A 21,708-nucleotide genomic window follows, 5' to 3' on the forward strand; every position below is an offset into this window, starting at 1 on the left:
TCCGGGATGGCGCCGGTCTTCTAACGGAAGTTAGGCGCTCACGGCTGGTGAACGGTGAGATTGAGGGTGACCATGACGAGATCGTCCTCGCCGGTATTTCGGTAGGAGTGCAACTCCCCCGGCTCGATGCCGGTCACGGTCCCCGCCTCGAGAACGAGATCCTTACCCGCGACCTGTGCGGTTCCCTTTCCGCTCAACACGAGCATCAGGTGGCCGTAGCGGTCGGCGTGGGGGCGGAATTCGCCCCCCGGCTCTACCCGGGTGTACACCGCCTTGGTGTCCCCGTCCAGCAGCGTCCGCCCCCAGACCCCGGTGGTCAGGTTGGCCCGCACCGGCTCCCAGGGCAATTCGTCCAGCTTCGTATAAAAGCTCATTTTCTTCCCCCTATTTGATCGATTACCAGCGTTCGGGCCAGGCAAGCCTCAGGCCGAGGGCAATGAGGACGGTGCCGGCAACCTGGCCGATACGTCCCTGGGAGGCCGAGGAGCGCTTGATCCAGCGGCCGATTTCGCCGGAGAGCAGGGCCACGGAACCGAAGCTAAGCATGGTCAGCACCACGAAGGTGGTCCCGAGGGTCAGCATCTGCAGGGCGACGCCCCCCTTCTCGCGCTCGAGAAACTGCGGGAAGAAGGCGAGGAAGAACAGGGCGACCTTCGGGTTCATCACGTTGGCCAGGATGCTCTGGCGGAAGATGACCCGGCACTCGAGGCGGGCGAGGCTTGCGTCGGGAGAGAGGGCGGCGCCGCTTCTGAGCATCCTGACGCCAAGATAGATGAGATAGGCGGCGCCGGCCAGCTTGATGCAGGTAAAGGCGACTGCCGAAGAGGCGATCAGGGCCGAGAGTCCGACGATGGCGAAGAAGGTGTGGACGAAATTGCCGAGGGCGAAGCCGGCCGCGGCGGAAAGGGCGGCCTTCTTCCCCTGCGCCATCCCGCGGGTCATCACGTAGAGGATGTCGGGGCCGGGGGTGAAGGCGAGGATGACCGAGGTGGCGGAGAACATGGCGAGATGCGAGAGAGAAATCATGGCGATCCTTTTTACCCCATCCTTTGCGAAGGTTCATCGCGAAATTTCGGGGAAGCTCTCAAGTCCCCCTTTGGAAAAGGGGGATTTAGGGGGATTTTCCCTGCAGCCCACGTCGCAAATCCCCCCTGTCCCCCCTTTTTCAAAGGGGGGGACCTTTTATCCCGAGGGGGGAACCAGAGCTGACGCTCTTCCTGTGGCCTGACGGATACGGGTTCTAGGGAAAACCGCAAATGCAAGAGGGCGCCGCCGGTGTTACCGGGGCGCCCTCGCTGGTGCTTCAGCCGTGCGGCGTTCCGGCCACCTGCGGCTACTGACGGTACAGCATCTTCAGGATGCTGGAAAGCTGCTGCTTCATCTTGCTCCGCTCCACGATGACGTCCACCATGCCGTGGTCGAGCAGGTACTCGGCGCGCTGGAACCCTTCCGGGAGCTTCTGCCGGATGGTCTGCTCGATGACGCGGGGACCGGCGAAACCGATCAGCGCCTTCGGCTCGGCCATGTTGATGTCGCCCAGCATGGCGAAGCTGGCGGTGACCCCGCCGGTGGTCGGGTCGGTCAGGATGGAGACGAAGGGAAGCCCCTGCTCCTTGAGCTTGGCGAGCGCCGCGGAGGTCTTGGCCATCTGCATCAGCGAGAGGATGCTCTCCTGCATCCTCGCGCCGCCGGAAGCGGAAACGATGATGACCGGGGTGCGCTTCTCGAGCGCGCGCTCGATGCCGCGGGTGATCTTCTCGCCGACCACGCTCCCCATGCTCCCCCCCATGAAGGAGAAATCGAACACGCAGATCTCGGCCGGAGTGCCGTCGATGCGGCCGGAGCCGCAGATGATGGCATCCTTGCTCCCCCCCTTGGCCAACGCGGCGTCGATACGGTCCTGGTAGCTCTTGGAGTCCTTGAAGTCGAGGCAGTCGATCGACACCAGCCCGGCGTCCGACTCGACGAAGCTCCCGAGGTCCATCAGGAGCTCGATTCTCTTCCTGGCGGAGACCCGGTAGTGGTGGTTGCACTTCGGGCAGACGTTGAGGTTGTTCTCTATGTCCTTGGTGTAAACGGTGGCGTTGCAGCTGACGCATTTGGTCCACAGCCCCTCGGGTACCTTCACCCGGGGATCGGACGACTTCGCCTTCGGCGGATTGTCTCTTTTAAACCAAGCCATATTTTTGTCCTCTTAAGGGGAGATCCCCATCCTTTTCGTGTTTAAAACTGGCCGTGTTTTTTACCAGATAGAACAAGGCATGTCAAACAAAAGGGTACGCGCATTCCGCTAAGTTGCGGAAATCTCTATAGGTCACTAGGCGGAGGCCGAGCGGACCCCTTCTTTTAGCGCGGAAACGAAGGCCGCAAGCTCCTTGACGAGCTCGGCTCCCCGGTACTTCTCGAAGAGCTTCACGAGGGCGCTGCCGACCACGACGCCGTCGGCGTTCTTGGCCACCGCCCCCGCCTGCGAGGGGTCGGATATGCCGAAGCCGACCACGAGCGGCAAGGAAACGGCGGCACGGACCTCGCTCACGCGGGAGGCCAGGGTGTCGGCCACCGAGCTGCGGGCACCGGTGACCCCGGTCACCGAGACGTAGTAGATGAACCCGCTCCCCAGCCGGCAGACGGTGTCGATCCTCGTCTGGTCCGAGGTCGGGGTGAGGAGGAAGATGATGTCGAGGCCGTGGCGGTCGGTCGCCTCCTTCAGCTCGGCCGACTCTTCGGGGGGGAGATCCACCACCAGGAGGGCGTCTACCCCCGCCGCCTGCGCGTCGGCCGCGAAACGGTCTGCTCCGTAGGCGAAGATCGGGTTGTAGTACCCCATGAGGAGGATGGGGATCTGGGTCCGGGTCCTGAGCCTCTTGACGAGCTCCAGGATGGCCGGCAGGGTGGTCCCCCCGGCCAGCGCGCGCTCGGAGGAGAGCTGGATGGTGGGGCCGTCGGCCATGGGGTCGGAGAACGGCACACCGAGCTCGATGATGTCGGCTCCCGCCTTCTCCAGCTCCAGCACCGCCTGTTCGGTGGTGGCGAGGTCGGGGTCTCCGGCGGTGATGAAGGTCACTAGGGCCTTTTCCCCCTTCTGTTGCAAGGTCGTGAACGTATCGGCAATCCTGCCCATGGTTGCTCCTATTTGATCGCCGGCGCCTCACAGCGGAAGCGGCGTGATTCGGTGGAATGAAAAGCAAATCCCCCCTGTCCCCCCTTTGACAAGGGGGGGACGAATGGGGGGGATTGCCTTAACGACGGTGATGATGTGGTGGGCGTCCCGGGAGCGTTGCCCGCGGCTTAGATCTTGAAGCCGTCGATCTCTTTTCTCAGCATCTCGGTCTGGCGGAAGAGCTTGTTGACCCCCTCGTCCATGACGCGGGTGGCACCGAGGTTGGCGTCGGTAGCGGCCTGGATATCGTCGACCGAGCTCACGATCTGCTCCGAGCCGCGGGTTTGCTCGTCGCAGGCCCTTTTTATGTGGGAGATCATCTCGGTGATGCTCTCGGTGCTCTTGGCGATGAGGCCACCCACCTTGTTCTGCTCGCGGGTGGAGGAGAGCACCTGGGAGGTGAGGGTCTTCATGTTCTCCACCGCCCCCATGATCATCTCGCTCCCCTGCCCCTGCTCGCGGGTCGCCTTGGCGATCTGGGAGACCATCTCGGAGACCTGCTCCATGGCCTCGCGGATCATCTGGCTCCCTTTGGCCTGCTCGACGGTGGTGCGGGCGATCTCGGCCACCTGCGCGGTCGCCTCGTTGACCCCCAGCACGATCTTGTGGAGCGCCTCGCCCGACTTCTCGGAGAGGATCTCGCCGTCGCTGATGCTCTGCTCGGCCTGCTCGATGGCCTCGACGGCCCGGGCGGTCTCGTCCTGGACGCCGCGGATCACCTGGGCGATCTCGCGGGTGGAGGCCGAGGTCCTTTCCGAGAGCTCCTTGATCTCGTCGGCCACCACGGCAAAGCCCTTGCCGTGCTCGCCCGCCTGCGCCGCGATGATGGCGGCGTTCAAGGCCAAAAGGTTCGTCTGTTCGGCCACCTCGTCGATGACCGAGAGGATCTCGCCGATGTCGGTGGCCCGCTCGGAGAGGGTGGTGATGACCTCGCCGGTGATCTGGGAGGAGCGCTTGATCTCCTGCATCCCGTTGATCATCGCATCCACCGACTCGCGGCCGGTCTCGGCGTCCATGCGGACCGCGGCCGAGATGGAGGCGGTCTCGTTAGCGTTTCTCTCCACCTGCTTGATGGAGCTGTCCATCTGCATGACGGAGGAGGCGGTGGCGGTGGCGACTTCCATCAGGCTTACCACGCCGTTGCCGACTTCCTTGATGGAGACCCCCATCTCGACGATCGAGGAGGAGACCTCGTTCACCGACTGGGAGAGGTTCTCCATGCTCTGCACGACCTCCTCGACGCTGGAAGCCATCTCCAGGATGGAGGAGGAGCTCTCCGAGGCCGAGGCCGAGAGGGAATCGACCCCTTCCGCGACCCCCTTGATGGAGGTGTTGATCTGTACGATGGCCGCCGAGGTCTTGGCAACGCTATCCGCCTGGGTCTTGGCCGAAGCCACCACCGAGTGGGAGGCCTTGGACATGGTCTCCGAGATGGCGGCCAGCTCGGCCGACGAGCGGGAGACCTTCCCCATCATCCCCGAGAGCTTGCCGGTCATCTCGTTGAAGTCCGCCCCGAGGGTGCCGATCTCGTCGTAGGCATCCATCTCGACCTTGCAGGTCAGGTCCCCTTCCGACCCCTTGTTCACCGCGTCCAGCAGGGTCTTGACGCGGAGGACGATGTTGCGGGTGATGGAGAGCCCCAGCCCCACCGCCACCGCGATGGCGATCAGGATGACCAGCGCGAAGGCGATCACCGAGGTCTGCTGGATCTGGGTGACCTGGGCGTTGGCCTGGTTCATCTGGTTGCCGACTTCCAGCAGGATGTCGTCCAGATCGGCCTTCGCCTTGTCGTTGGCGTCGGAGATGTCCTCGTTGGCCAGCTGGTGGAGGGTATCGTCGGTGAGCGAGGAGCCGCTCCCGAGGATGGCACGCTTGTGCTCGACGAGCTTGTCGGCCACCTTCTCGAACTCGTCCCAGCTGGCGAGGAACTTCTTGGTCCGCTGCTCGATGGAACCACCCTTGACGGCGGGCCTGATGCCGAGCTTGACGTTGCCGTTCAAAAGCACCTGGGCCTGGCTCTGCAGCAGGTCACGCTTGGTGTGGTAATCCTCGACGTAATCCTCGAACTTGTCCTTCTCGGAACGCACCAGGGCGGCCTGCATCAGGCTCACGTGGCAGTACTTCTGGGTCACCGCCATCAGCAGAACCTGCTTCTGCTCCTTGGAGAGCTGCTCGAGGATGTTCTGGATCTGCCCCCCTACCCGTTTCACGGTGACGACCCCGAAGCTTCCGGTGATCACCACCAAGAGGGCCATGACCATGAAGGCCATGAGCAGGCGGCTGCGCAGCTTTAGTTTCTTCATGAAATCAGCGCTCCGCTTCGCTCAGAAGGTAGTTCATGAGATCGACGGCCTGTTTAACCTGGCCCTTGGTCATGTTGGAGTCGGGCTTCCTGAGCATCTTGATGCCGTAGGCCTTGGTGGCGCTGCGGTCGAAGGGCTGCCCGGAGATGGGGGCCACCCCGGTCTGGACGGCAACCACCAGCCGCTCGAGGGTGTGGCACTTGACGCACTTAACGCGCACCACGTCGTAATTGGCTTTCATGGCCGGGGGAAAGCTGGAGGGGTCGAACTGCCGTTCGGCACCCCTGCCGACGACTCTAAGTCCGGCCTGCGCGGCGGTGGCCGAAAGGGCGATGAGAAGCATGGTGACCAGTACCTTCTTCATGTGGTCTCTCCTTTTTAAGTAGCGGTACCCGCCGGGCGCTAGAGGCTGAAAGCCAGCGAGGCGAGGGCGGTCCGGTTGATGCCGGTCGGGGCATCGGTAAAGATGTACTCAAGCGTCAGCTTGGTGTTTTGCAGCGGGGTGTAGGCGATGGCCGGGATGTAGCGCCTGGTGGCACCGTCCACCCCTTCCTGGAAGTCGTAACGGAAAAGGGGGACCAGGTTGATCGGGGCGCCGAGGTAGTACTCCCCTTCGGCGCTGACGGCGTGGGTCTCCAGCGCGCTCGGGGTGGCTAAGAAGAGCGGGTTGGCGTCCCGGCCGAAGCTGCCGCTCCCCTTCAGGTGGAGCCGCTTGTAGAGGATGTCGATCTCGGCGCCGGCCCGGTAGAAGCTGTTCATGTTGCGGGCGATGCCGATCTGGTCGAAGTCGCCGTTACGCCCCTTGTACCCGTAGGCACCCAGGGTGATCGCCAGGTAGTCCCAGACGCTCTCGTTGTCGAGATCGATTTCGGGCTCCTCCCCCTTGTAGTCGGTCCCGCCGATCTTCAAGGCCAGGCGGCCGTAGCCGTCGTTTTGGTTCTGGCCGTTTCTGTCCACCACGCCCCCCGCGAAGAAGAGCCGGTTGCCGAGCACCCCGTTGATCTCCAGGGCGTCCTCCGGCGCATCCACCGAGAAGGGGGAATTGCCGACCAGGTAGGAGGTGGAGGCGAAGGGGGGGACGACGATGACCTTGTTGCTCCGCTTCCAGAGCGACACGTTCGGTTCCATCCGCCCCACTTTCACGTTGACCGGGGTCCCGAAGGCCTCCCTCCAGATGAGGAACAGCTCGCTTATGTTCGGGTTGTTGTTGGGGGGGGTGTTGGCATTGACGGTCGGGTTGTTGGCGACGGGGCCGGTCTGGGCGCCCTGGGTGTACAGGTTGTAGGTGGCGAAGAAGGCGGCCGCGTCGCGGAAGGTGCCGCCGGCCTGCAGCCTCAGGGAGCGGCTGGAGAGGTCGAGCTCGTTGCCGTCGAAGGCGTCGCGGTCATAGGCCGCGTCGATGGTGGCGGTGAAGGAAACCGGGATCATCTCCGGCAGGCCGGAAAGCCACGCCCATTCGCTCTTGGAGTCTTTTCCCTCGGCCGTCTTGGCAGCGCCCTTCTTGCCGGGATAGACGTAGTTGTTCTTCAGGAAGGCTTCGCCGAACTCGTTCAGTTCGGGATAGACGGTGTGGCAGGTGGAACACTCGGTCTTGTGCTGACGGCTGAAAGCGGGAATGGCATCCGCCCGGTCCGGCTTCACGAAAGGAGCAGCAAGCACCCCAGCAAGAATTACAATGGCAACGCGGCTTTTCCGGAGCAACATGGCGGTCTCCTGATGCAATTAACGATGTCTCAAAAAATTAAAACAATCTCACTTAAAAACCGCGGAATGGGCCAGCCCGCGGGACAATAGACACCCGTTAAATAATCAGGGGCGATTATTACTATATTGATAGTGTGAAGTCAACTTAACAAAACACGGGTCTCAGAAATCATTTTTCTTGCCGGTGAAGGCTTACTCATATTTTTGCTTACTATTTTGTGCTTGTTGATGATATATATAGCGACCAAATCGCTGGAGGGAGGCTTTTTCCATGTTTTTGAAATGCATTGTACTGCTGATGTCGATGACTTTTCTCCTTTCCGGCTGTGGAAGCGGCCCGAGCACCGTTCAGCCGACACAGTCAAAACTGAGTATCTCCCAGCCCTGCATGCAGGTCGCCTGTCACGGCGCGATGACCTCGCCGGCGACCGGGGCACTGATCGTCAACGAGTGGCTCGCCTCCACCCACAACACCAACAACGGTGCGGGGTGCGCCGATTGCCACGAGCCCGATGCGGGGCACCCGAACCTCTGCAACAAGTGCCACGCAGGCGGGGGCTTCTCGGTGGTGATCAACCCGGATGCCTCGGGCAAATGCGGCAAATGCCACGGCCTTAACCACCCCAACGACATCATGGTGGCCCTCACCCCCAAACACTTCGGCAACATGACCGCGAGCTTCTCCCAGAACAACTTCCGCGCAAGCTACGTCAGCTCGCTCTACATCAACAACTGCAACAAGTGCCACAACCCGCACGACCCCACCAGCGCCCGGGCCATCAACTCCGACTGGGCCGCTTCCGGGCACGGCAACGTGACCAAGGCACGCACCAACTACGACTTCAAGACCCGCGGGAGCTACCAGCCGGCCGCCACCACCTTCCAGTACTACTGCGTGCGGTGCCACACCACCACCGGCTTCATCAACTTCGTCAACAGCGGCTTCACCAGCCTGGTACCGTTCGCGGGCCCCGGATATGCGGTGGTGCAGAACGCGCCGGTACAGGTGCCGCCGGGGCAGACCCAGCCGGCAGACAGCCCCTCCCCGGACAAGACCAAGGAGGTCACCGGCTGCGACGCCTGCCATGACAACGGTAACGGCCGCGCCTACGGCTACCAGGTACGGCAGGTCCCGGCGGCGGTGATCTACTACAACTTCTCCTCCTCCAATACCGCCCCGACCATCGAGCTCAACAACAAGCCGACCGTCTTCGCGGACCTCGGCGACTCCAACGTCTGCATGCCGTGCCATACCGGCCGCGGCATCGGCAGCATGGTCAAGGACATGGCCGCCGCCGGGACCGACTTCAGCAACACCAACGCGCCCAGCGCCCACGACCGCGCTTCCGGCATCACGCTCTTGCAGGTAGGCGGCTACGAATTCCCCGGCCTCAACTACACCAATGCCGGGTTCCAGCATTCGCTGGTCGGCCAGGCCAACTACAAGGGGACCGGGACCAGCGGTCCCTGCATTACCTGCCACATGAAAAACAGCGATTCGCACCTGTTCCTGCCGGTCACCTTCGACAGCACCGGGACGACGGTCACCGCCCTTCCGTCCGGCTGCGCCTCCTGCCACACCGGCGCGAACAGCCTCGACGTCACCACCTACAATACCCGTAAGGCGGGCTTCCAGGCGGCCATGGCGATCCTCAACAAGCTCCGCACCGGCAAGGTCGTCTCGCTCTCCAACCGCAACTCCAACTACAACGCGGCCTGGCCCGGCGGCGGCGCCAACACCATGGGGGTCGCCTTCAACTACGGCTGGCTCTCCAACGACACCGGCGCTTTCGCCCACAATCCGCTCTACGTGAAGCGGCTCATCTACGACAGCATCGACTGGATCAACTACGGCTCGTTCGGTAACGACGTAGCGGCGGCCATCAACAGCGTGGCGGTCGGCGGCACCATCACCGCGGCCACCAAGACCAACGCCATCACCTACCTCATGCCGAACGGAACCCGTCCGTAAGGGGAACATGAAACTACTTCTGCACATCTGCTGCGGCCCCTGCGCCGTCTACCCAGTCAAGGAACTGAGGTCAGGCGGCGCAGAGGTCACCGGCTTCTTCTTCAACCACAACATCCATCCCTACACCGAGTTCCGCGCCCGAAGAAACGCCGTCCGCGAATACGCCGGAATGATCGAGCTCGAGGTCATCTACCGCAACGAGTACCTCCTCGAAGAGTTCCTTGCCAACGTCGCGGGGAATCCGCAATCGCGTTGCGGCTACTGCTACCGCTCCCGGCTGGAGGAGACCGCCAAGACGGCGGCCGAACTAGGCTTCCCCGCCTTTTCCTCGACGCTTCTCTACAGCAGGTACCAAAATCACGATCTGATCAGGGAGTTCGGGGAGAAACTGGGAGAGCACTACGGGGTGAAGTTCCACTACGACGATTTCCGGCGTGGCTGGCAGGACGGGATCGATCTCTCGAAGGAGATGGGGCTCTACCGGCAGAAGTATTGCGGCTGCATCTACAGCGAAAAAGACCGGTATGTGAGAAAATAGGGACATGCCCCAGTTCGGCAAATCACTCATCATTCTCGGTCTCGTCATCGCCCTCATCGGCGTGATCCTGACCTTAGCCGGCCGCATCCCCTGGCTGGGACGGCTTCCCGGCGACATCTACGTGAAGAGGGAGAATTTCACCTTCTACTTCCCCCTCGCCACCAGCATCATCGTCTCTATCGTCCTCTCCTTCATCCTCTGGCTTTTCCGGCGGTAAAACACCTTGCACCTCCCCCCTTTTACAAAGGGGGACTTCATGGCAGTTCCCCTACCCTATCTCGACGATCTTCCCGCCCCGGTTCAACTGGAACAGGTGTCCCCGCCACAGCACACGGTTTCCCACCAAAGAGAGCGCCCAGACCCCGAACGAAAACGCGTCCCGGACCGGCAACAGCCAGAGCCAGCCAGGGAGCAGACGGTCTTTCACGTAGGTGCGGCTATAGCCCAGGCAGCAAAGGGAGCGCACGGCGTAGAGAAGTGCGGCCGCCGCGAAACCGGCCGCGGAGAAGCCGGAGACGAGCAGCGCCAGCAGCGCCCCGGGAAAGGGGAGCGTGATGCCGGAGGCCAGGTAGCCGCCGGGACGGGAGACCCGCATGGTGCGTCCCCAGCGAAGCTGACGCACGAGCACCTCGGAGACCGATTCGCTCCCCTTCATGATGCTCTCGACGAAGTGCGGGGAGAGCTCCAGCTTGAAGCCCGCGCGGTGGATCATGTTGCCGAGCTGGTAGTCGTCGGCCAGGTAGTCGACCAGCGCTTCGAAGCCGCCGATCTTGTCGAGCGCGCTCTGGCGCACCGCCATCGATGCCCCCAGGGCGAAACTCAGCCCTTCCAGCTTGACGGCCGCCATGACGTTGGGGACCATCTCGCACGAGAAGCCGAGCGCCTCGATGGCACAGCCGGCACCCTGGACGCCGGAGGTGCGGTAGAGGGAGGTGACCAGCCCGACCTCGGGGTCGGCGAAGGGGGCCATGACCTCACGGAGGTAGGTGGGACGGACGCGGATGTCGCTGTCGCAGACGATGAGGAAGGGATGGCGGGCCTTGGCGCGGGCGTGCATGAGGTTGCATACCTTGTAGTTGGCCCCGTGGATGCCGCCGTCGATGACGAGCTCGATGTCGACCTCGGGGAAGGCGGCCACCACCTCCCTGATCACCGAAATGACCGGATCGGTGGTGGAGGCGACCGCGAAGACGATCTGGTACTCGGGGTACTCCTGGCGGCAGAAGGAGGAGAAGTTTTCGAAGCTCTCGCCGTCCATCCCCTTGACGGGCTTGAGGATGGAGACCGGCGGGGTGAAGTCGGGAAGCGCCTTGCGGCTGCCGAAGAAGCTCCGGCCGCAGTAATAGGTCAACCCGGCATAGACCATGGCCGGTGCAGTAACAACGAATGGCAAAATCTCTCTCAGCATCGGCTCCTCAATCCTCTTCCACACTCAGCCTTCTTCCCGCTCCGCCCAAATCAATCACCGAGGCTCCTCCCAGGTGGTGGAAGCAGCGTCCCCCCCTTGTCAAAGGGGGGACAGGGAGGATTTGCCTTTAGTTCTTTGCCTTTAGTTCCTAGCATTTCCTGAACGCCAGCGTCCCCCACCCCCTCGCCCCCTCCCTCCAGGGGAGGGGGAAGGTTGGCTACACTTTTTCCACCCAGACCAGGTAGGGGGCCACGTTCGAGCGGTTCAGCTGGCGGCTCGTCCAGACGTTGAAGCGCCGCGGATCGAGCGCGGCGGCCCATTCCTCGACTGCTGCCGCCTCTTCCGGTCCGCCGGGATGGCCGGTATAGAGCGCGGCGGTGACGATACCGCCAGGCTTCAGCAACGCCGCCGCCTGGCCGAGCGCCGCCACGGTCGATTCCGGGGAGGTCACCAGCGCGGGGTCGCCGCCGGGAAGGTACCCGAGGTTGAAGACCACGGCGGAAAGCCCCTCCGGTACGAACCCGGCAAGCCCCTCGTGCCCCGCCTGAACGAGCTCGACCCTGCGTGAAAGCCCCTTCTCCTCCAGCAGCGCCCGGGTTGCCTCGATGGCCACCGGCTGCAGATCGAAGGCCCAGACGCGCCCCCCCTCCCCTACCAGCTCGGCCAGGAGCGCGGTGTCGCCGCCGTTGCCGCAGGTGGCATCGACGGCCAGCTCCCCCGCGCCAACGTGACCGCGGAGCAGGAAATGCGAGAGCGGCACCGCCCCCCGCAACTCTCCCCTGGCTTCCCTTACCTCCGCCGCCACGGCCGCCCTACTTCTTCCCCGCCAGTTCGAGGACGGCGGGGAGGGTGATCATGAAAGCGATCTGGCAGGCGACCATGCCGAGCGACATGACGGCGCCGATGGAGAAGACCCCCTGGTGGTGCGCCACCATGAGGGCACCGAAGCTCGCCATGATGGTCAGGGTGTTGAGGAGGACCCCCACCCCGGTGCTCGAGGTGATCACGGTGGCGGCACTCTCGTCCTCGCGCCGGAAGCGGTTGATGATGTAGATGCCGGAGTCGACGGCGATCCCCAGGACCAGCGGCATGACGATGATGTTGGCCGAGTTGAAGCTGATCCCGAAGATCCACATCCCCGCCACCATGAAGAGGATCCCCACCACTAGCGGCACGAGGCCGATGAGGGCGAACTTGATGCTCCTGAAGGCGATCAGCAGGATCCCGACGATGGCCACGAAGGCGTAGATGAAGGCCATCCGGTAGGCGTCGCGCATGATGGTCATCGACTCGTACACCATGACCGGCTCCCCGGTGGCATGGGGCTCGATCCTTCTCACGTCGTCGAGGAAGGCCTTGAGCGGCTTCAGGTCGAAGATCTCGTTCTTGGGCGCCACCTGGAGCATGAGCTTGCCGGTCTTGCCGACGAAGCGCGCCCGCAGATCCGCCGGGATGTCCTTATCGGCGATCGGGTGGGCGTTCAGGCTCTGCTTTAAAAGGGCGATCTTTTGCGGGAGCTCGGCGAACATCCCCCCCTGGAAATCCTGCAGCATCCCGACCGCGTTCTTGTCCCGCTCCTTGTCGAGCTTTGCGAAGAAGGTGTCGAGCACGGTGAGGAATTTCCCGACCGGTTTGGCCTCCGGGCGCCGTTCCTTTTCGAGCTTCGCCTTCACCTTCACCACCGCATTCCTGAAATCCTCGAAGACCCGGGGGAGCTCCATGAGAGAGAGCTCCGGCTCGTAGGTCTGCGGCTTGACCTGGTCGAGCTCCTGCCGGATGGCGGCCAGCTCGGCGAGCTTCTCGGGCTGCTGGTCGGGGACGAAGGTGTTGATGCTCACCACGTGGTCCACGGTGGGAAGCGCCTCCAGCTTCCTGGTCTTTTCGGCGGCCTCGGCGGGGTTATTGGCGGTGACCACCGCGAAGTAGCCGGCGTTCTCCTTGCTGCTCATGAGCTTGTAGGCGTAGGTCACCGACTGGAGCCCCTTGGCCTGCAGGTTCATCAGGTTGTAGTCGAAGGAGATCCGCGACAGCGGGTAGAGGGAGGCGGCGCAGAGAAGCGCGGTGGCCGCGATCACGAAGCGGGGATGGCCGAACAGAAGCATGGAGAGCCGCGAAAAGCGCGGGGCGGCCTCGACCGGGGCAACCCGGCGCGGCTTTCTCCAGCGGGCCAAAAGGACCAGCATGGCGGGGAGCACGGTGAAGGTCACCGCCACGCAGATGGCGACGCCGCCGGCGGCGATGATCCCCAGTTCGGCGATGCCGCGGAAATCGGTGAAGACGAAGGTGAGGAAGGCGGCGGCGACGGTGGCGGCGGCCATCACGATGGCCCAGGCGTTACGCTCCAGGCCGGTGCCGATGGCGTCCAGCTCGTTTTGCCCGAGGCGGAGCTCCTCCTGGTAGCGGAGCACGAGCTGGATCCCGTACTCGATCCCGATCCCGATCAGCATGATGGCGAACACCATGGAGAGGATGTTCAGGTGCCCGACCGCGCCGGTGGCGAACCCGAAGGAGAGCGAGATGGCGACCAGAAGCGAGATCATGGCGGCGAAGACGTTGAGCACCCCGCGGAAGGCAAGGAGCAGGAGCACCACGGTAAGTGCCAGCGACACCACGGTGGCGATGGAGATGTCTCTCTGGCTGGTGGTCATCTCCTCGTTCTCGAGGACCGGGGAACCGGTGAGACCGACGGACACCCCCTTGAACTCGGGAAGCTTCTGGAGCTTGGCCACCTCGGCGCGCACCTTGGCGATGGCGGCCTGGGCCGGGACGAAGCCGGTCATCTTCCTCACCGGGAGCGCGGTCAGGATCTGCTGCTTCCCTGCCTTGGCGAAGGCGGAATCCTGGCTCATGAACATCCCCTCGATGGAGGGGGGAGCCCCGCCGGCCGCACCGAAGGTGGAGAAGCCGGTCCCCAGCTTGTCGAGCATGAAGACGATCTCGGGGAGCTTCGAGTTGTCCCCGGCGGCGTAGGCGTCCATGGTCCTCGTCATGTAGGTGAAGAGGGTCTGCACCGACGGCGACTTGGAGAGCTCCTTCAGGGCCGGGGTGGCCAGGGCGATGTTCCGGTGGAGCTCCTTGATGTCGGAAAGCGGCATGAAGAGCAGGCCGTTGTCCCGGAAGAAGGGGAGCGCGTAGGGATAGAAGATCTGGGCGAAGTGCTCCTTGTCGGCGGAAAGGGCGTCGAAGAGCTTCTGGCCGAAGGCTCCGGCCTTCTCGGCGTCCTGGCTTTCGATGACCGCCACGATGTCTTCGGGGTCGCCGAACTCGGCACGATAGGCCTGATAGTCACGGTTGAAGGATGTGTTCTTCGGCATCAGGTCATCCCGGCCGGTGAGAAACTCCATACGCTGTGACGTATACACAAGAGAGATCGCCGACAGTACCAAGGCCACCAACACTACCAGCCAGGGATGTCTCGACGAGAGGGAAAAGAGTGCGCTCCGCGATTTCGCGTTTCCGTTCATAGTTATCCTGCCTTCCTTTGCCCCGGGTCAAAGAGAAGCAACCTAGCACACCGTTGGGTGCTAAATCAAGATTCGGCAGCGAAACCGCCGATTTAATAGATAGATAGGCAATCCGCAATTAAAAAAGGGTGTACCTTTGAGCAAAGTTATGATATTTCTGCCAGCTTGTAACTAGCATTAAAACCGATACACTGCATGAACTTACGCCAATCCACCAAAAGGAGTTTGTGGTGACATCCCCCTTCAAGCACCCCATATCACCCGCACTGACTTCATTCAACGGGCCCGCCGTCGAACCGGAGAAGGTCGTCGGCCAAAGCCAGGGAGCCAAGGTACACCGGCTTCCCCCTTCCATCTGGAAGCGGAAGCCGGGGAGCGCGCAGACCCAACTCGACGTAGCGATCGAAGCAAGCAGGGATTTCTTCTTCAGAGAGCAGCTCCCCCAGGGGTACTGGTGGGCCGAGCTGGAATCGAACACCACCATCACCGCCGAATACATCATGCTGTTTCACTTCCTGGGTCTGGTCGACCACGAGAAGCAGCGCAAGATGGCCAACTACCTCCTCTCCAAGCAGACCGAAGACGGTTCCTGGACCATCTACTACGGCGGCCCGGGCGACCTCTCCACCACGGTGGAGGCCTACTTCGCCCTGAAACTCTCCGGCTATCCGGCGGAGCACCCCGCCATGCAGAAGGCGCGCGCCTTCGTGCTGGAACACGGCGGGATCATCAAGACCCGCGTCTTCACCAAGATCTTCCTGGCACTGTTCGGCGAGTTCGCCTGGTTCGGGGTCCCGAGCATGCCGGTCGAGCTCATGCTGCTTCCCAACTGGGCCTACTTCAACATGTACGAGCTCTCCAGCTGGGCCCGGGCGACCATCATCCCGCTTTCCGTGGTGATGACCAACCGCCCGGTGAAGAAGCTCCCCCCTTCCATGCGCGTGCAGGAGCTCTTCGTGAGGCCGCCGCGCCCCATCGATTACACCTTCACCAAGGAAGACGGGATCCTCACCTGGAAGAACTTCTTCATCGGCGTGGACCACATGCTGAAGGTCTACGAGAGAAGCCCCATCCGTCCCTTCAAGAAGCGGGCGCTGGCGGTGGCCGAGAAGTGGGTGCTCGATCACCAGGAGACCACCGGCGACTGGGGCGGCATCCAGCCGGCCATGCTGAACGCCATTCTCTGCCTGAACGCGCTCGGCTATCCGAACGACCACCCGGTTATCGTGCGCGGCATGGAGGCCCTGGCCAACTTCTGCATCGAGAGCGACGACCAGCTCGTCCTGCAGTCGTGCATCTCCCCGGTCTGGGACACCGCGCTGGCCTTGAAGGCACTGACCGACGCCGGGGTCCCCAACGACCATCCCTCGCTCGTCAAGGCTGCCCAGTGGCTGCTCGACAAGGAAGTGAGAAAGCCCGGGGACTGGAAGATCAAGTCCCCCGACCTCGAGGCGGGCGGCTGGGCCTTCGAATTCCTCAACGACTGGTTTCCGGACGTCGACGACTCCGGCTTCGTCATGATGGCCTTGAAAGGGATCAAGGTCAAAGACCGGAAGCACATGGAAGGTGCCATCAAGCGCGGCATCACCTGGTGCCTCGGGATGCAGAGCAAAAACGGCGGGTGGGGCGCCTTCGACAAGGACAACACCAAGTACCTGTTGAACAAGATCCCCTTCGCCGACCTGGAGGCGCTGATCGATCCCCCCACCGCGGACCTGACCGGCCGCATGCTGGAGCTGATGGGGAACTTCGGCTACTCCAAGAACTACGACGCGGCCGTCCGCGCCCTGGAGTTCCTGAAGATCACCCAGGAACCGGAAGGGTGCTGGTGGGGACGCTGGGGGGTCAACTACCTCTACGGCACCTGGTCGGTCCTTTGCGGCCTGCAGGCGATCGGCGAGGACATGACCCAGCCCTACATCCGTAAGGCGGTGAACTGGATCAAGTCGCACCAGAACATCGACGGCGGCTGGGGCGAGACCTGCGAATCGTACCACGACCGCACCCTGATGGGGATCGGCGAGAGCACCGCCTCCCAGACCGGCTGGGCGCTTTTGGCCCTGATGGCGGCGGGCGAGGCGAACTCGTCGGCAGTGACCCGCGGCGTCCAGTACCTGATCTCCACCCAGAAGGCCGACGGCACCTGGGACGAGACCCAGTACACCGGCACCGGGTTCCCGAAATACTTCATGATCAAGTACCACATCTACCGTAACTGCTTCCCGCTGATGGCGCTCGGCACCTACCGCGAGCAGACCGCGGGCAAGGAGTAGGCGTACCGCGTGAAAGCGTTCGTCACCGGGGCCACCGGTTTCATAGGTGCCAGCATCGTCCGGGAGCTTCTGAAGGACGGTTACGAGGTGCGCGTCCTCGCCCGCCCCGGCTCCGACCGGAGAAACCTGGACGGTCTCGAGGTGGAGATCTTCGAGGGGGACCTCTCGGACCAGGCTTCGCTCACCCGGGGGCTTGCCGGCTGCGGCCAGCTCTTCCACGCCGCCGCCGATTACCGGCTCTGGACCAAAACGCCGGCCTCCATGTACGATGCCAACGTCGGCGGGACCACCAGGATCCTGGCCGCCGCGCTGGAAGCCGGGGTCGGGAAGGTGGTCTACACCTCCAGCGTCGGGACGCTGGGTAACCCCGGGGACGGCACCCCCGGGACCGAATCCACCCCGGTGGATTTCGGGCAGATGGTCGGGGACTACAAGAAGAGCAAGTTCCTGGCCGAGCGTGCCGCCGAGGAATTCATCGCCAAGGGGCTTCCCCTGGTGATCGTGAATCCCTCCACGCCGGTGGGGCCGATGGACATCAAGCCGACCCCGACCGGGAAGATCATCGTCGACTTCTTGAACGGCAAGATGCCGGCCTATCTCGACACCGGACTGAACCTGATCGATGTCGAGACCTGCGCACGCGGGCACCTGCTCGCGGCGGAGAAGGGAAGGATCGGGGAGAAATACATCCTCGGCAACGAGAACCTGACCCTCGCCCGCATCTTCACCCTGCTTTCCGGGATCACGGGCTTGAAGGCCCCCAAGGTCAGGCTCCCCTACTACCCCATCCTGGCCGCCGCCTACCTGAACGAGGCGATCTCGGCGGTAACCGGGAAGGAACCGCTCATCCCGCTCGCCGGGGTGCAGATGGCTAAAAAATTCATGTACTTCGACCCGTCCAAGGCGGTAGCCGAACTGGGGCTCCCGCTCACCCCGATCAAGGGGTCCTTGGAGCGCGCGGTCGATTGGTTCCGCAGCCACGGCTACGCCAGGTAGCTTGGCCTGCGGACCGGCTTTCGGGGAAACCTCCTGTCCCCGTTAAAGAAAGCCGGATAAGAGGCGTCCACGGGAGGACGAACGGGACGGGCTTGGCAGGTGCCGGCCCCCTTGCAGCAACATCCCCCTGGATACAGGCGTCCACTTTTTTTCTTTTCTCTAAGTAGGGTCGATACATGTACAAGCTCCTTTCCAAGATCAATGGTCCCGGCGACCTGAAGAAGCTCAAGACCGACGAGCTGGTGAAGCTCGCCGACGAAGTCCGCGAGTTCCTTCTGGAGACCGTCCCCAAGACCGGCGGGCACCTCGCCTCCAACCTCGGCTGCGTCGAGCTCTCCATCGCCCTTCACTACTGCTTCAACTCTCCGGTGGACAAGATCGTCTGGGACGTCGGCCACCAGGCCTACACCCACAAGATCCTCACCGGCCGCCGCGACCGCTTCCACACCCAGCGCTGCTACAAGGGGCTGAGCGGTTTCCCGAAGCGCTCCGAATCTCCCCATGACGCCTTCGGCGTCGGGCACTCCTCGACCTCGATCTCGGCAGGGCTCGGGATGGCGGCCGCCCACTCCCTTGCCGGCGACGACAGCCGGGCCATCGCGGTGATCGGCGACGGCTCGCTCACCGGCGGGATGGCCTTCGAGGCCCTGAACCAGGCCGGGCATCTCAGAAAGAACCTGATCGTGGTCCTAAACGACAACGAGATGTCGATCTCCAAGAACGTGGGGGCGCTCTCCTCCTTCATCTCCCGGAAGATGACCGGCGGCTACTACCGCGGCCTCAAGAAGGAAATGGAAGGGCTGATCTCCGCCATCCCGGCCATCGGCGGCAACATCCTGCACTTCGCCAAGAAGGCCGAGAACACCCTGAAGGGGTTCCTGACCCCGGGGACCCTGTTCGAGGCGCTCGGCTTCGAGTACGTAGGCCCCATCCCCGGCCACGACATCCCGACCATGATCGGCGTCCTTGAGAACGTGAAGAACCTGGAAGGCCCGATCCTTCTCCACGTGATGACCAAGAAGGGGAAAGGGTATCTGCCGGCCGAGCAGACTCCCGACAAGTTCCACGGGATCGCCCCGGTGAAGCCCGCCAGCGCGGCCCCCGCCAAACCGGCCCCCCCCTCCTACACCCAGGTGTTCGGGGAGACGCTGGTGAAGCTCGGAGCGGCGGACAAGAAGATCGTCGCCATCACCGCCGCCATGCCCGACGGCACCGGGCTTTCCCCCTTCGCCAAGGCCTACCCCGACCGCTTCTTCGACGTCGGCATCGCCGAGCAGCACGCCCTCACCTTCGCGGCCGGGCTTGCCGCGGAAGGGTTCCGTCCGGTGGCGGCCATCTACTCGACCTTCCTGCAGCGCGCCTACGACCAGGTGTTCCACGACATCTGCCTGCAAAAGCTCGGCGTCACCCTGGCGCTCGACCGCGCCGGCCTGGTCGGCGACGACGGCCCGACCCACCACGGCGCCTTCGACATCTCCTACTTACGGCACCTGCCGGAACTGACCGTGATGGCGCCCAAGGACGAGAACGAGCTGCAGCACATGCTGAAGACCGCCGTCTACCTCGGGCGTCCGGTTTCCCTCCGCTACCCGCGCGGCGCGGGCTACGGCGTGGAGATGGACAAGGAGATCAAGGAGCTGGAGATCGGCAAGGGGGAGGTGCTCGTGGAAGGGAGCGACGTCACCCTGGTTGCCATCGGCTCCACCGTCTATCCTGCCCTGGAGGCCGCCAAGCTCCTCAGGGAGAAAGGGATCTCCGCCGGGGTGGTCAACGCACGCTTCATCAAGCCGCTCGACACCGCGCTGATCCTCGGCGAGGCGACAAAGACCGGCTGCATCGTCACCGTCGAGGAGAACTCGCTGCAAGGGGGCTTCGGAAGCGCCATCCTCGAAGCGGTCTACGACTCCGGGCTCTCCTCCATCCGTGTCAAGCGGCTGGGGATTCCGGACCATTTCGTCGAGCACGGCAGCCAGGCGGAGCTCAGGAGAGACCTGGGGATCGACGGCGCCGGGATCGCGGAATCCACCGAAGCCTTCGTCAGGAAGGCGGAAGAAGGCGGCCGTCAGCACCTGGCCCGCGTGAAGTAATCCAGTACGGCAACAAAGAACGACGGGACCGGTCATAGGGCGCCCCATTAACCCTTTGACTCGTCCCGTTTTATCGTGTAAAAATGCGCCGCGCTTTTCCCGAAAGGGAGCCCGGCCTGAAATGGCACTCAACGACTCGAAGTAGGTAAGGAAAGAAAATCATGCGTTTCCCGATGCGACTCAACTATGACCTGACCAAATACATCGTCTCCAACAAGATGAAGAAGAACGACAAGTATCCGCTGGTGCTGATGCTTGAGCCGACCCATCTTTGCAACCTTGCCTGCTCCGGCTGCGGAAGGATCCGCGAGTACGCCGACACCATCCAGGCGATGATGAGCCTCGAAGAGTGCCTGGCGTCCGTCGACGAGTGCCCGGCACCGGTAGTTACCATCACCGGCGGCGAGCCGTTCCTCTATCCCCACATCTTCGAGCTGATCGAGGCGGTCCTCGAGCGCGGCAAGCACATCTACCTCTGCACCAACGCGCTGTTGCTCGAGAAGGCGCTCGACAAGATGAAGCCGCACCCGAACTTCGTCCTGAACGTCCACATGGACGGGATGGAAGAGACCCACGACCGGATCCTCGAGCGTCCCGGCACCTTCAAGATCGCCATGAGCGCCATCAAGAAGGCCAAGCAGCTCGGTTTCAGGCTCTGCACCAACACCACCATCTTCAAGGAGACCGACCTGGTCGAGATCGAGATGCTCTTCTCGCACTTGAAGGAGATAGGAGTGGACGGTTTCCTGGTGGCGCCGGGCTTCGGCTACGAGGCGGTCGGCGAGAAGCTTTTCCTGGAGCGCCGCGAGATCCAGAAGAAATTCGAGCAGGTCTTCGAGATGAGCAAGCGTTTCCCGTTCTTCTCGACCCCGATGTATCTCCGTTTCCTCAAAGGGGAGAAGGAGCTCCAGTGCACCCCGTGGGGGAACCCGACCAGGAACCCGCAGGGGTGGAAGGCTCCCTGCTACCTGATCACCGACGCCCACTATGGAAGCTTCAAGGAGATGATGGAGAAGACCGAGTGGGACAAGTACGGGGTCGGCAAGGATCCCCGCTGCGCCCAGTGCATGATGCACTGCGGCTTCGAGCCCACCGTCGTCGCCGAGATCGGCAAGAGCTGGAAAGACATGTGGGAAATGTTCCTCTGGAACCTCAGCTAGTTCACTGATCCCATCAGTACACATAAAAGCCCGCCACCTCCAAGAGGTGAGCGGGCTTTTCTTTTAAGGACTGTGTGTTCCTTCCGCCTTTAATTTCTTTTTTATGAAGGCGCGTGCTGCTTTTATAGTTTCAATTTCTTCCTTCTCTAGAAGATCTGTCAGCTTTTCATCTATGGCGAGCGTTGCATTTCGAAAATCCAACTTCAGTACCACAGGGACCACAAAGGGTGGGGGTTTGATAGCTCTTGCGTAATACAGACCAATCACTCGGATACTCCCGTCTGGATAGCTATCAGAGAATGAAAGTGCATCGACGTATTCGCACTGCCATGGCCGTTTCTCTATTTCAGGGCCAATGACATCTACGACAGGAATCACATTATAATCATTTAATAACTGAATGGAGCATACACGATACATACCAGGCGAATTTATTAATGCCGAAAGGAAATAAAACGATCTAGGACCTACGGTGATTTGGAAGGATTGGTCTTTATCAACCTCAACCTCAGCACTAGGATCATGCCCTTTCACTTGGCTGCGAATATTGCTTTCGGCCTGATACATTACATCGCGGCTGATTCTGCTTACTGATTTCACAGGCTCTGCAACAGCCTCACTACAGAGGCAACTCAGAAGCAGT

The 21,708-nt window shown here is 62.5% G+C and carries 18 protein-coding genes; 7 read left to right on the top strand and 11 right to left on the bottom strand.

Annotated elements, in window-relative coordinates; translation table 11 throughout:
• Window positions 1-38: 38 nt before the first annotated feature.
• The 7 genes from L4X63_RS13005 to L4X63_RS13035 all read right to left on the bottom strand — a co-directional run bounded on the left by L4X63_RS13005 (window position 39) and on the right by L4X63_RS13035 (window position 7,167).
• Complete coding sequence (locus tag L4X63_RS13005; protein ID WP_250679069.1) at window positions 39-374, bottom strand: cupin domain-containing protein; 336 nt, start codon at window positions 372-374, stop codon at window positions 39-41.
• A 22-nt stretch (window positions 375-396) separates the two neighbouring features.
• Window positions 397-1,026 (bottom strand): LysE family translocator, encoded by a 630-nt coding sequence (locus tag L4X63_RS13010; RefSeq protein WP_250679070.1) that lies wholly within the window; start codon window positions 1,024-1,026, stop codon window positions 397-399.
• A gap of 307 nt (window positions 1,027-1,333) precedes the next feature.
• Window positions 1,334-2,182 carry an acetyl-CoA carboxylase, carboxyltransferase subunit beta gene (gene accD / locus L4X63_RS13015; protein ID WP_250679071.1) on the bottom strand — a complete coding sequence of 283 codons (849 nt, stop codon included), beginning with the start codon at window positions 2,180-2,182 and terminating at the stop codon, window positions 1,334-1,336.
• 135 nt (window positions 2,183-2,317) lie between these two features.
• A complete protein-coding gene (gene trpA / locus L4X63_RS13020; RefSeq protein WP_250679072.1) occupies window positions 2,318-3,121 on the bottom strand; it encodes a tryptophan synthase subunit alpha in 804 nt (267 codons plus the stop codon).
• Between the two features lie 167 nt (window positions 3,122-3,288).
• Entirely contained in the window at window positions 3,289-5,463 is a 2,175-nt protein-coding gene (locus L4X63_RS13025; protein ID WP_250679073.1) for a methyl-accepting chemotaxis protein, read from the bottom strand.
• Window positions 5,464-5,467: 4 nt separating this feature from the next.
• Window positions 5,468-5,827, bottom strand: a complete 360-nt coding sequence (locus L4X63_RS13030; RefSeq protein WP_250679074.1) for a cytochrome C — start codon at window positions 5,825-5,827, stop codon at window positions 5,468-5,470.
• A 38-nt stretch (window positions 5,828-5,865) separates the two neighbouring features.
• Complete coding sequence (locus tag L4X63_RS13035) at window positions 5,866-7,167, bottom strand: cytochrome C (RefSeq protein ID WP_250679075.1); 1,302 nt, start codon at window positions 7,165-7,167, stop codon at window positions 5,866-5,868.
• Window positions 7,168-7,438: 271 nt separating this feature from the next.
• Here L4X63_RS13035 and L4X63_RS13040 point away from each other — a divergent pair, with 271 nt between their 5' ends.
• From L4X63_RS13040 to L4X63_RS13050, 3 genes are read left to right on the top strand one after another with little or no spacing between them, the layout of a single operon-like run.
• Window positions 7,439-9,139, top strand: coding sequence for a cytochrome C (locus tag L4X63_RS13040; protein ID WP_250679076.1), 1,701 nt, complete (start codon window positions 7,439-7,441; stop codon window positions 9,137-9,139).
• A gap of 7 nt (window positions 9,140-9,146) precedes the next feature.
• Window positions 9,147-9,677 (top strand): epoxyqueuosine reductase QueH, encoded by a 531-nt coding sequence (locus tag L4X63_RS13045; RefSeq protein ID WP_250679077.1) that lies wholly within the window; start codon window positions 9,147-9,149, stop codon window positions 9,675-9,677.
• A 4-nt stretch (window positions 9,678-9,681) separates the two neighbouring features.
• Window positions 9,682-9,894 (top strand): DUF2905 domain-containing protein, encoded by a 213-nt coding sequence (locus L4X63_RS13050; protein ID WP_250679078.1) that lies wholly within the window; start codon window positions 9,682-9,684, stop codon window positions 9,892-9,894.
• Window positions 9,895-9,945: 51 nt separating this feature from the next.
• On the opposite strand, the gene hpnI is transcribed toward L4X63_RS13050, so the two are convergent.
• From hpnI to L4X63_RS13065, 3 genes are all read right to left on the bottom strand, one after another.
• Window positions 9,946-11,085, bottom strand: coding sequence for a bacteriohopanetetrol glucosamine biosynthesis glycosyltransferase HpnI (gene hpnI, locus L4X63_RS13055; RefSeq protein ID WP_250679079.1), 1,140 nt, complete (start codon window positions 11,083-11,085; stop codon window positions 9,946-9,948).
• A gap of 217 nt (window positions 11,086-11,302) precedes the next feature.
• Window positions 11,303-11,890, bottom strand: coding sequence for a tRNA 5-(aminomethyl)-2-thiouridylate-methyltransferase MnmM (gene mnmM / locus L4X63_RS13060; protein WP_250679080.1), 588 nt, complete (start codon window positions 11,888-11,890; stop codon window positions 11,303-11,305).
• 7 nt (window positions 11,891-11,897) lie between these two features.
• Complete coding sequence (locus tag L4X63_RS13065) at window positions 11,898-14,549, bottom strand: MMPL family transporter (RefSeq protein WP_250679081.1); 2,652 nt, start codon at window positions 14,547-14,549, stop codon at window positions 11,898-11,900.
• 230 nt (window positions 14,550-14,779) lie between these two features.
• On the opposite strand from L4X63_RS13065, the gene shc reads away from it, so the two are divergent.
• From shc to hpnH, 4 genes are all read left to right on the top strand, one after another.
• Complete coding sequence (gene shc / locus L4X63_RS13070) at window positions 14,780-16,822, top strand: squalene--hopene cyclase (RefSeq protein WP_250679082.1); 2,043 nt, start codon at window positions 14,780-14,782, stop codon at window positions 16,820-16,822.
• A 9-nt stretch (window positions 16,823-16,831) separates the two neighbouring features.
• Window positions 16,832-17,818, top strand: a complete 987-nt coding sequence (gene hpnA, locus L4X63_RS13075) for a hopanoid-associated sugar epimerase (RefSeq protein WP_250679083.1) — start codon at window positions 16,832-16,834, stop codon at window positions 17,816-17,818.
• 176 nt (window positions 17,819-17,994) lie between these two features.
• Window positions 17,995-19,905: a 1-deoxy-D-xylulose-5-phosphate synthase gene (dxs, locus tag L4X63_RS13080; RefSeq protein WP_250679084.1), complete on the top strand. Its 1,911-nt coding sequence runs from the start codon at window positions 17,995-17,997 to the stop codon at window positions 19,903-19,905.
• 161 nt (window positions 19,906-20,066) lie between these two features.
• Entirely contained in the window at window positions 20,067-21,065 is a 999-nt protein-coding gene (gene hpnH, locus L4X63_RS13085; protein WP_250679085.1) for an adenosyl-hopene transferase HpnH, read from the top strand.
• A gap of 63 nt (window positions 21,066-21,128) precedes the next feature.
• Here hpnH and L4X63_RS13090 read toward each other — a convergent pair whose 3' ends face one another.
• Window positions 21,129-21,632: a hypothetical protein gene (locus tag L4X63_RS13090; protein WP_250679086.1), complete on the bottom strand. Its 504-nt coding sequence runs from the start codon at window positions 21,630-21,632 to the stop codon at window positions 21,129-21,131.
• Window positions 21,633-21,708: the final 76 nt, after the last annotated feature.

The organism is Geomonas sp. Red32 (genome assembly GCF_023652955.1).
Taxonomy (GTDB): Bacteria; Desulfobacterota; Desulfuromonadia; order Geobacterales; family Geobacteraceae; genus Geomonas.

Bases quoted from the DNA above. Each gene is read 5' to 3' on its own strand.
- L4X63_RS13005 (WP_250679069.1), bottom strand. From the start codon at position 374: ATGAGCTTTTATACGAAGCTGGACGAATTGCCCTGGGAGCCGGTGCGG.
- L4X63_RS13010 (WP_250679070.1), bottom strand. From the start codon at position 1,026: ATGATTTCTCTCTCGCATCTCGCCATGTTCTCCGCCACCTCGGTCATC.
- accD (WP_250679071.1), bottom strand. From the start codon at position 2,182: ATGGCTTGGTTTAAAAGAGACAATCCGCCGAAGGCGAAGTCGTCCGAT.
- trpA (WP_250679072.1), bottom strand. From the start codon at position 3,121: ATGGGCAGGATTGCCGATACGTTCACGACCTTGCAACAGAAGGGGGAA.
- L4X63_RS13025 (WP_250679073.1), bottom strand. From the start codon at position 5,463: ATGAAGAAACTAAAGCTGCGCAGCCGCCTGCTCATGGCCTTCATGGTC.
- L4X63_RS13030 (WP_250679074.1), bottom strand. From the start codon at position 5,827: ATGAAGAAGGTACTGGTCACCATGCTTCTCATCGCCCTTTCGGCCACC.
- L4X63_RS13035 (WP_250679075.1), bottom strand. From the start codon at position 7,167: ATGTTGCTCCGGAAAAGCCGCGTTGCCATTGTAATTCTTGCTGGGGTG.
- L4X63_RS13040 (WP_250679076.1), top strand. From the start codon at position 7,439: ATGTTTTTGAAATGCATTGTACTGCTGATGTCGATGACTTTTCTCCTT.
- L4X63_RS13045 (WP_250679077.1), top strand. From the start codon at position 9,147: ATGAAACTACTTCTGCACATCTGCTGCGGCCCCTGCGCCGTCTACCCA.
- L4X63_RS13050 (WP_250679078.1), top strand. From the start codon at position 9,682: ATGCCCCAGTTCGGCAAATCACTCATCATTCTCGGTCTCGTCATCGCC.
- hpnI (WP_250679079.1), bottom strand. From the start codon at position 11,085: ATGCTGAGAGAGATTTTGCCATTCGTTGTTACTGCACCGGCCATGGTC.
- L4X63_RS13065 (WP_250679081.1), bottom strand. From the start codon at position 14,549: ATGAACGGAAACGCGAAATCGCGGAGCGCACTCTTTTCCCTCTCGTCG.
- dxs (WP_250679084.1), top strand. From the start codon at position 17,995: ATGTACAAGCTCCTTTCCAAGATCAATGGTCCCGGCGACCTGAAGAAG.
- hpnH (WP_250679085.1), top strand. From the start codon at position 20,067: ATGCGTTTCCCGATGCGACTCAACTATGACCTGACCAAATACATCGTC.
- L4X63_RS13090 (WP_250679086.1), bottom strand. From the start codon at position 21,632: ATGTATCAGGCCGAAAGCAATATTCGCAGCCAAGTGAAAGGGCATGAT.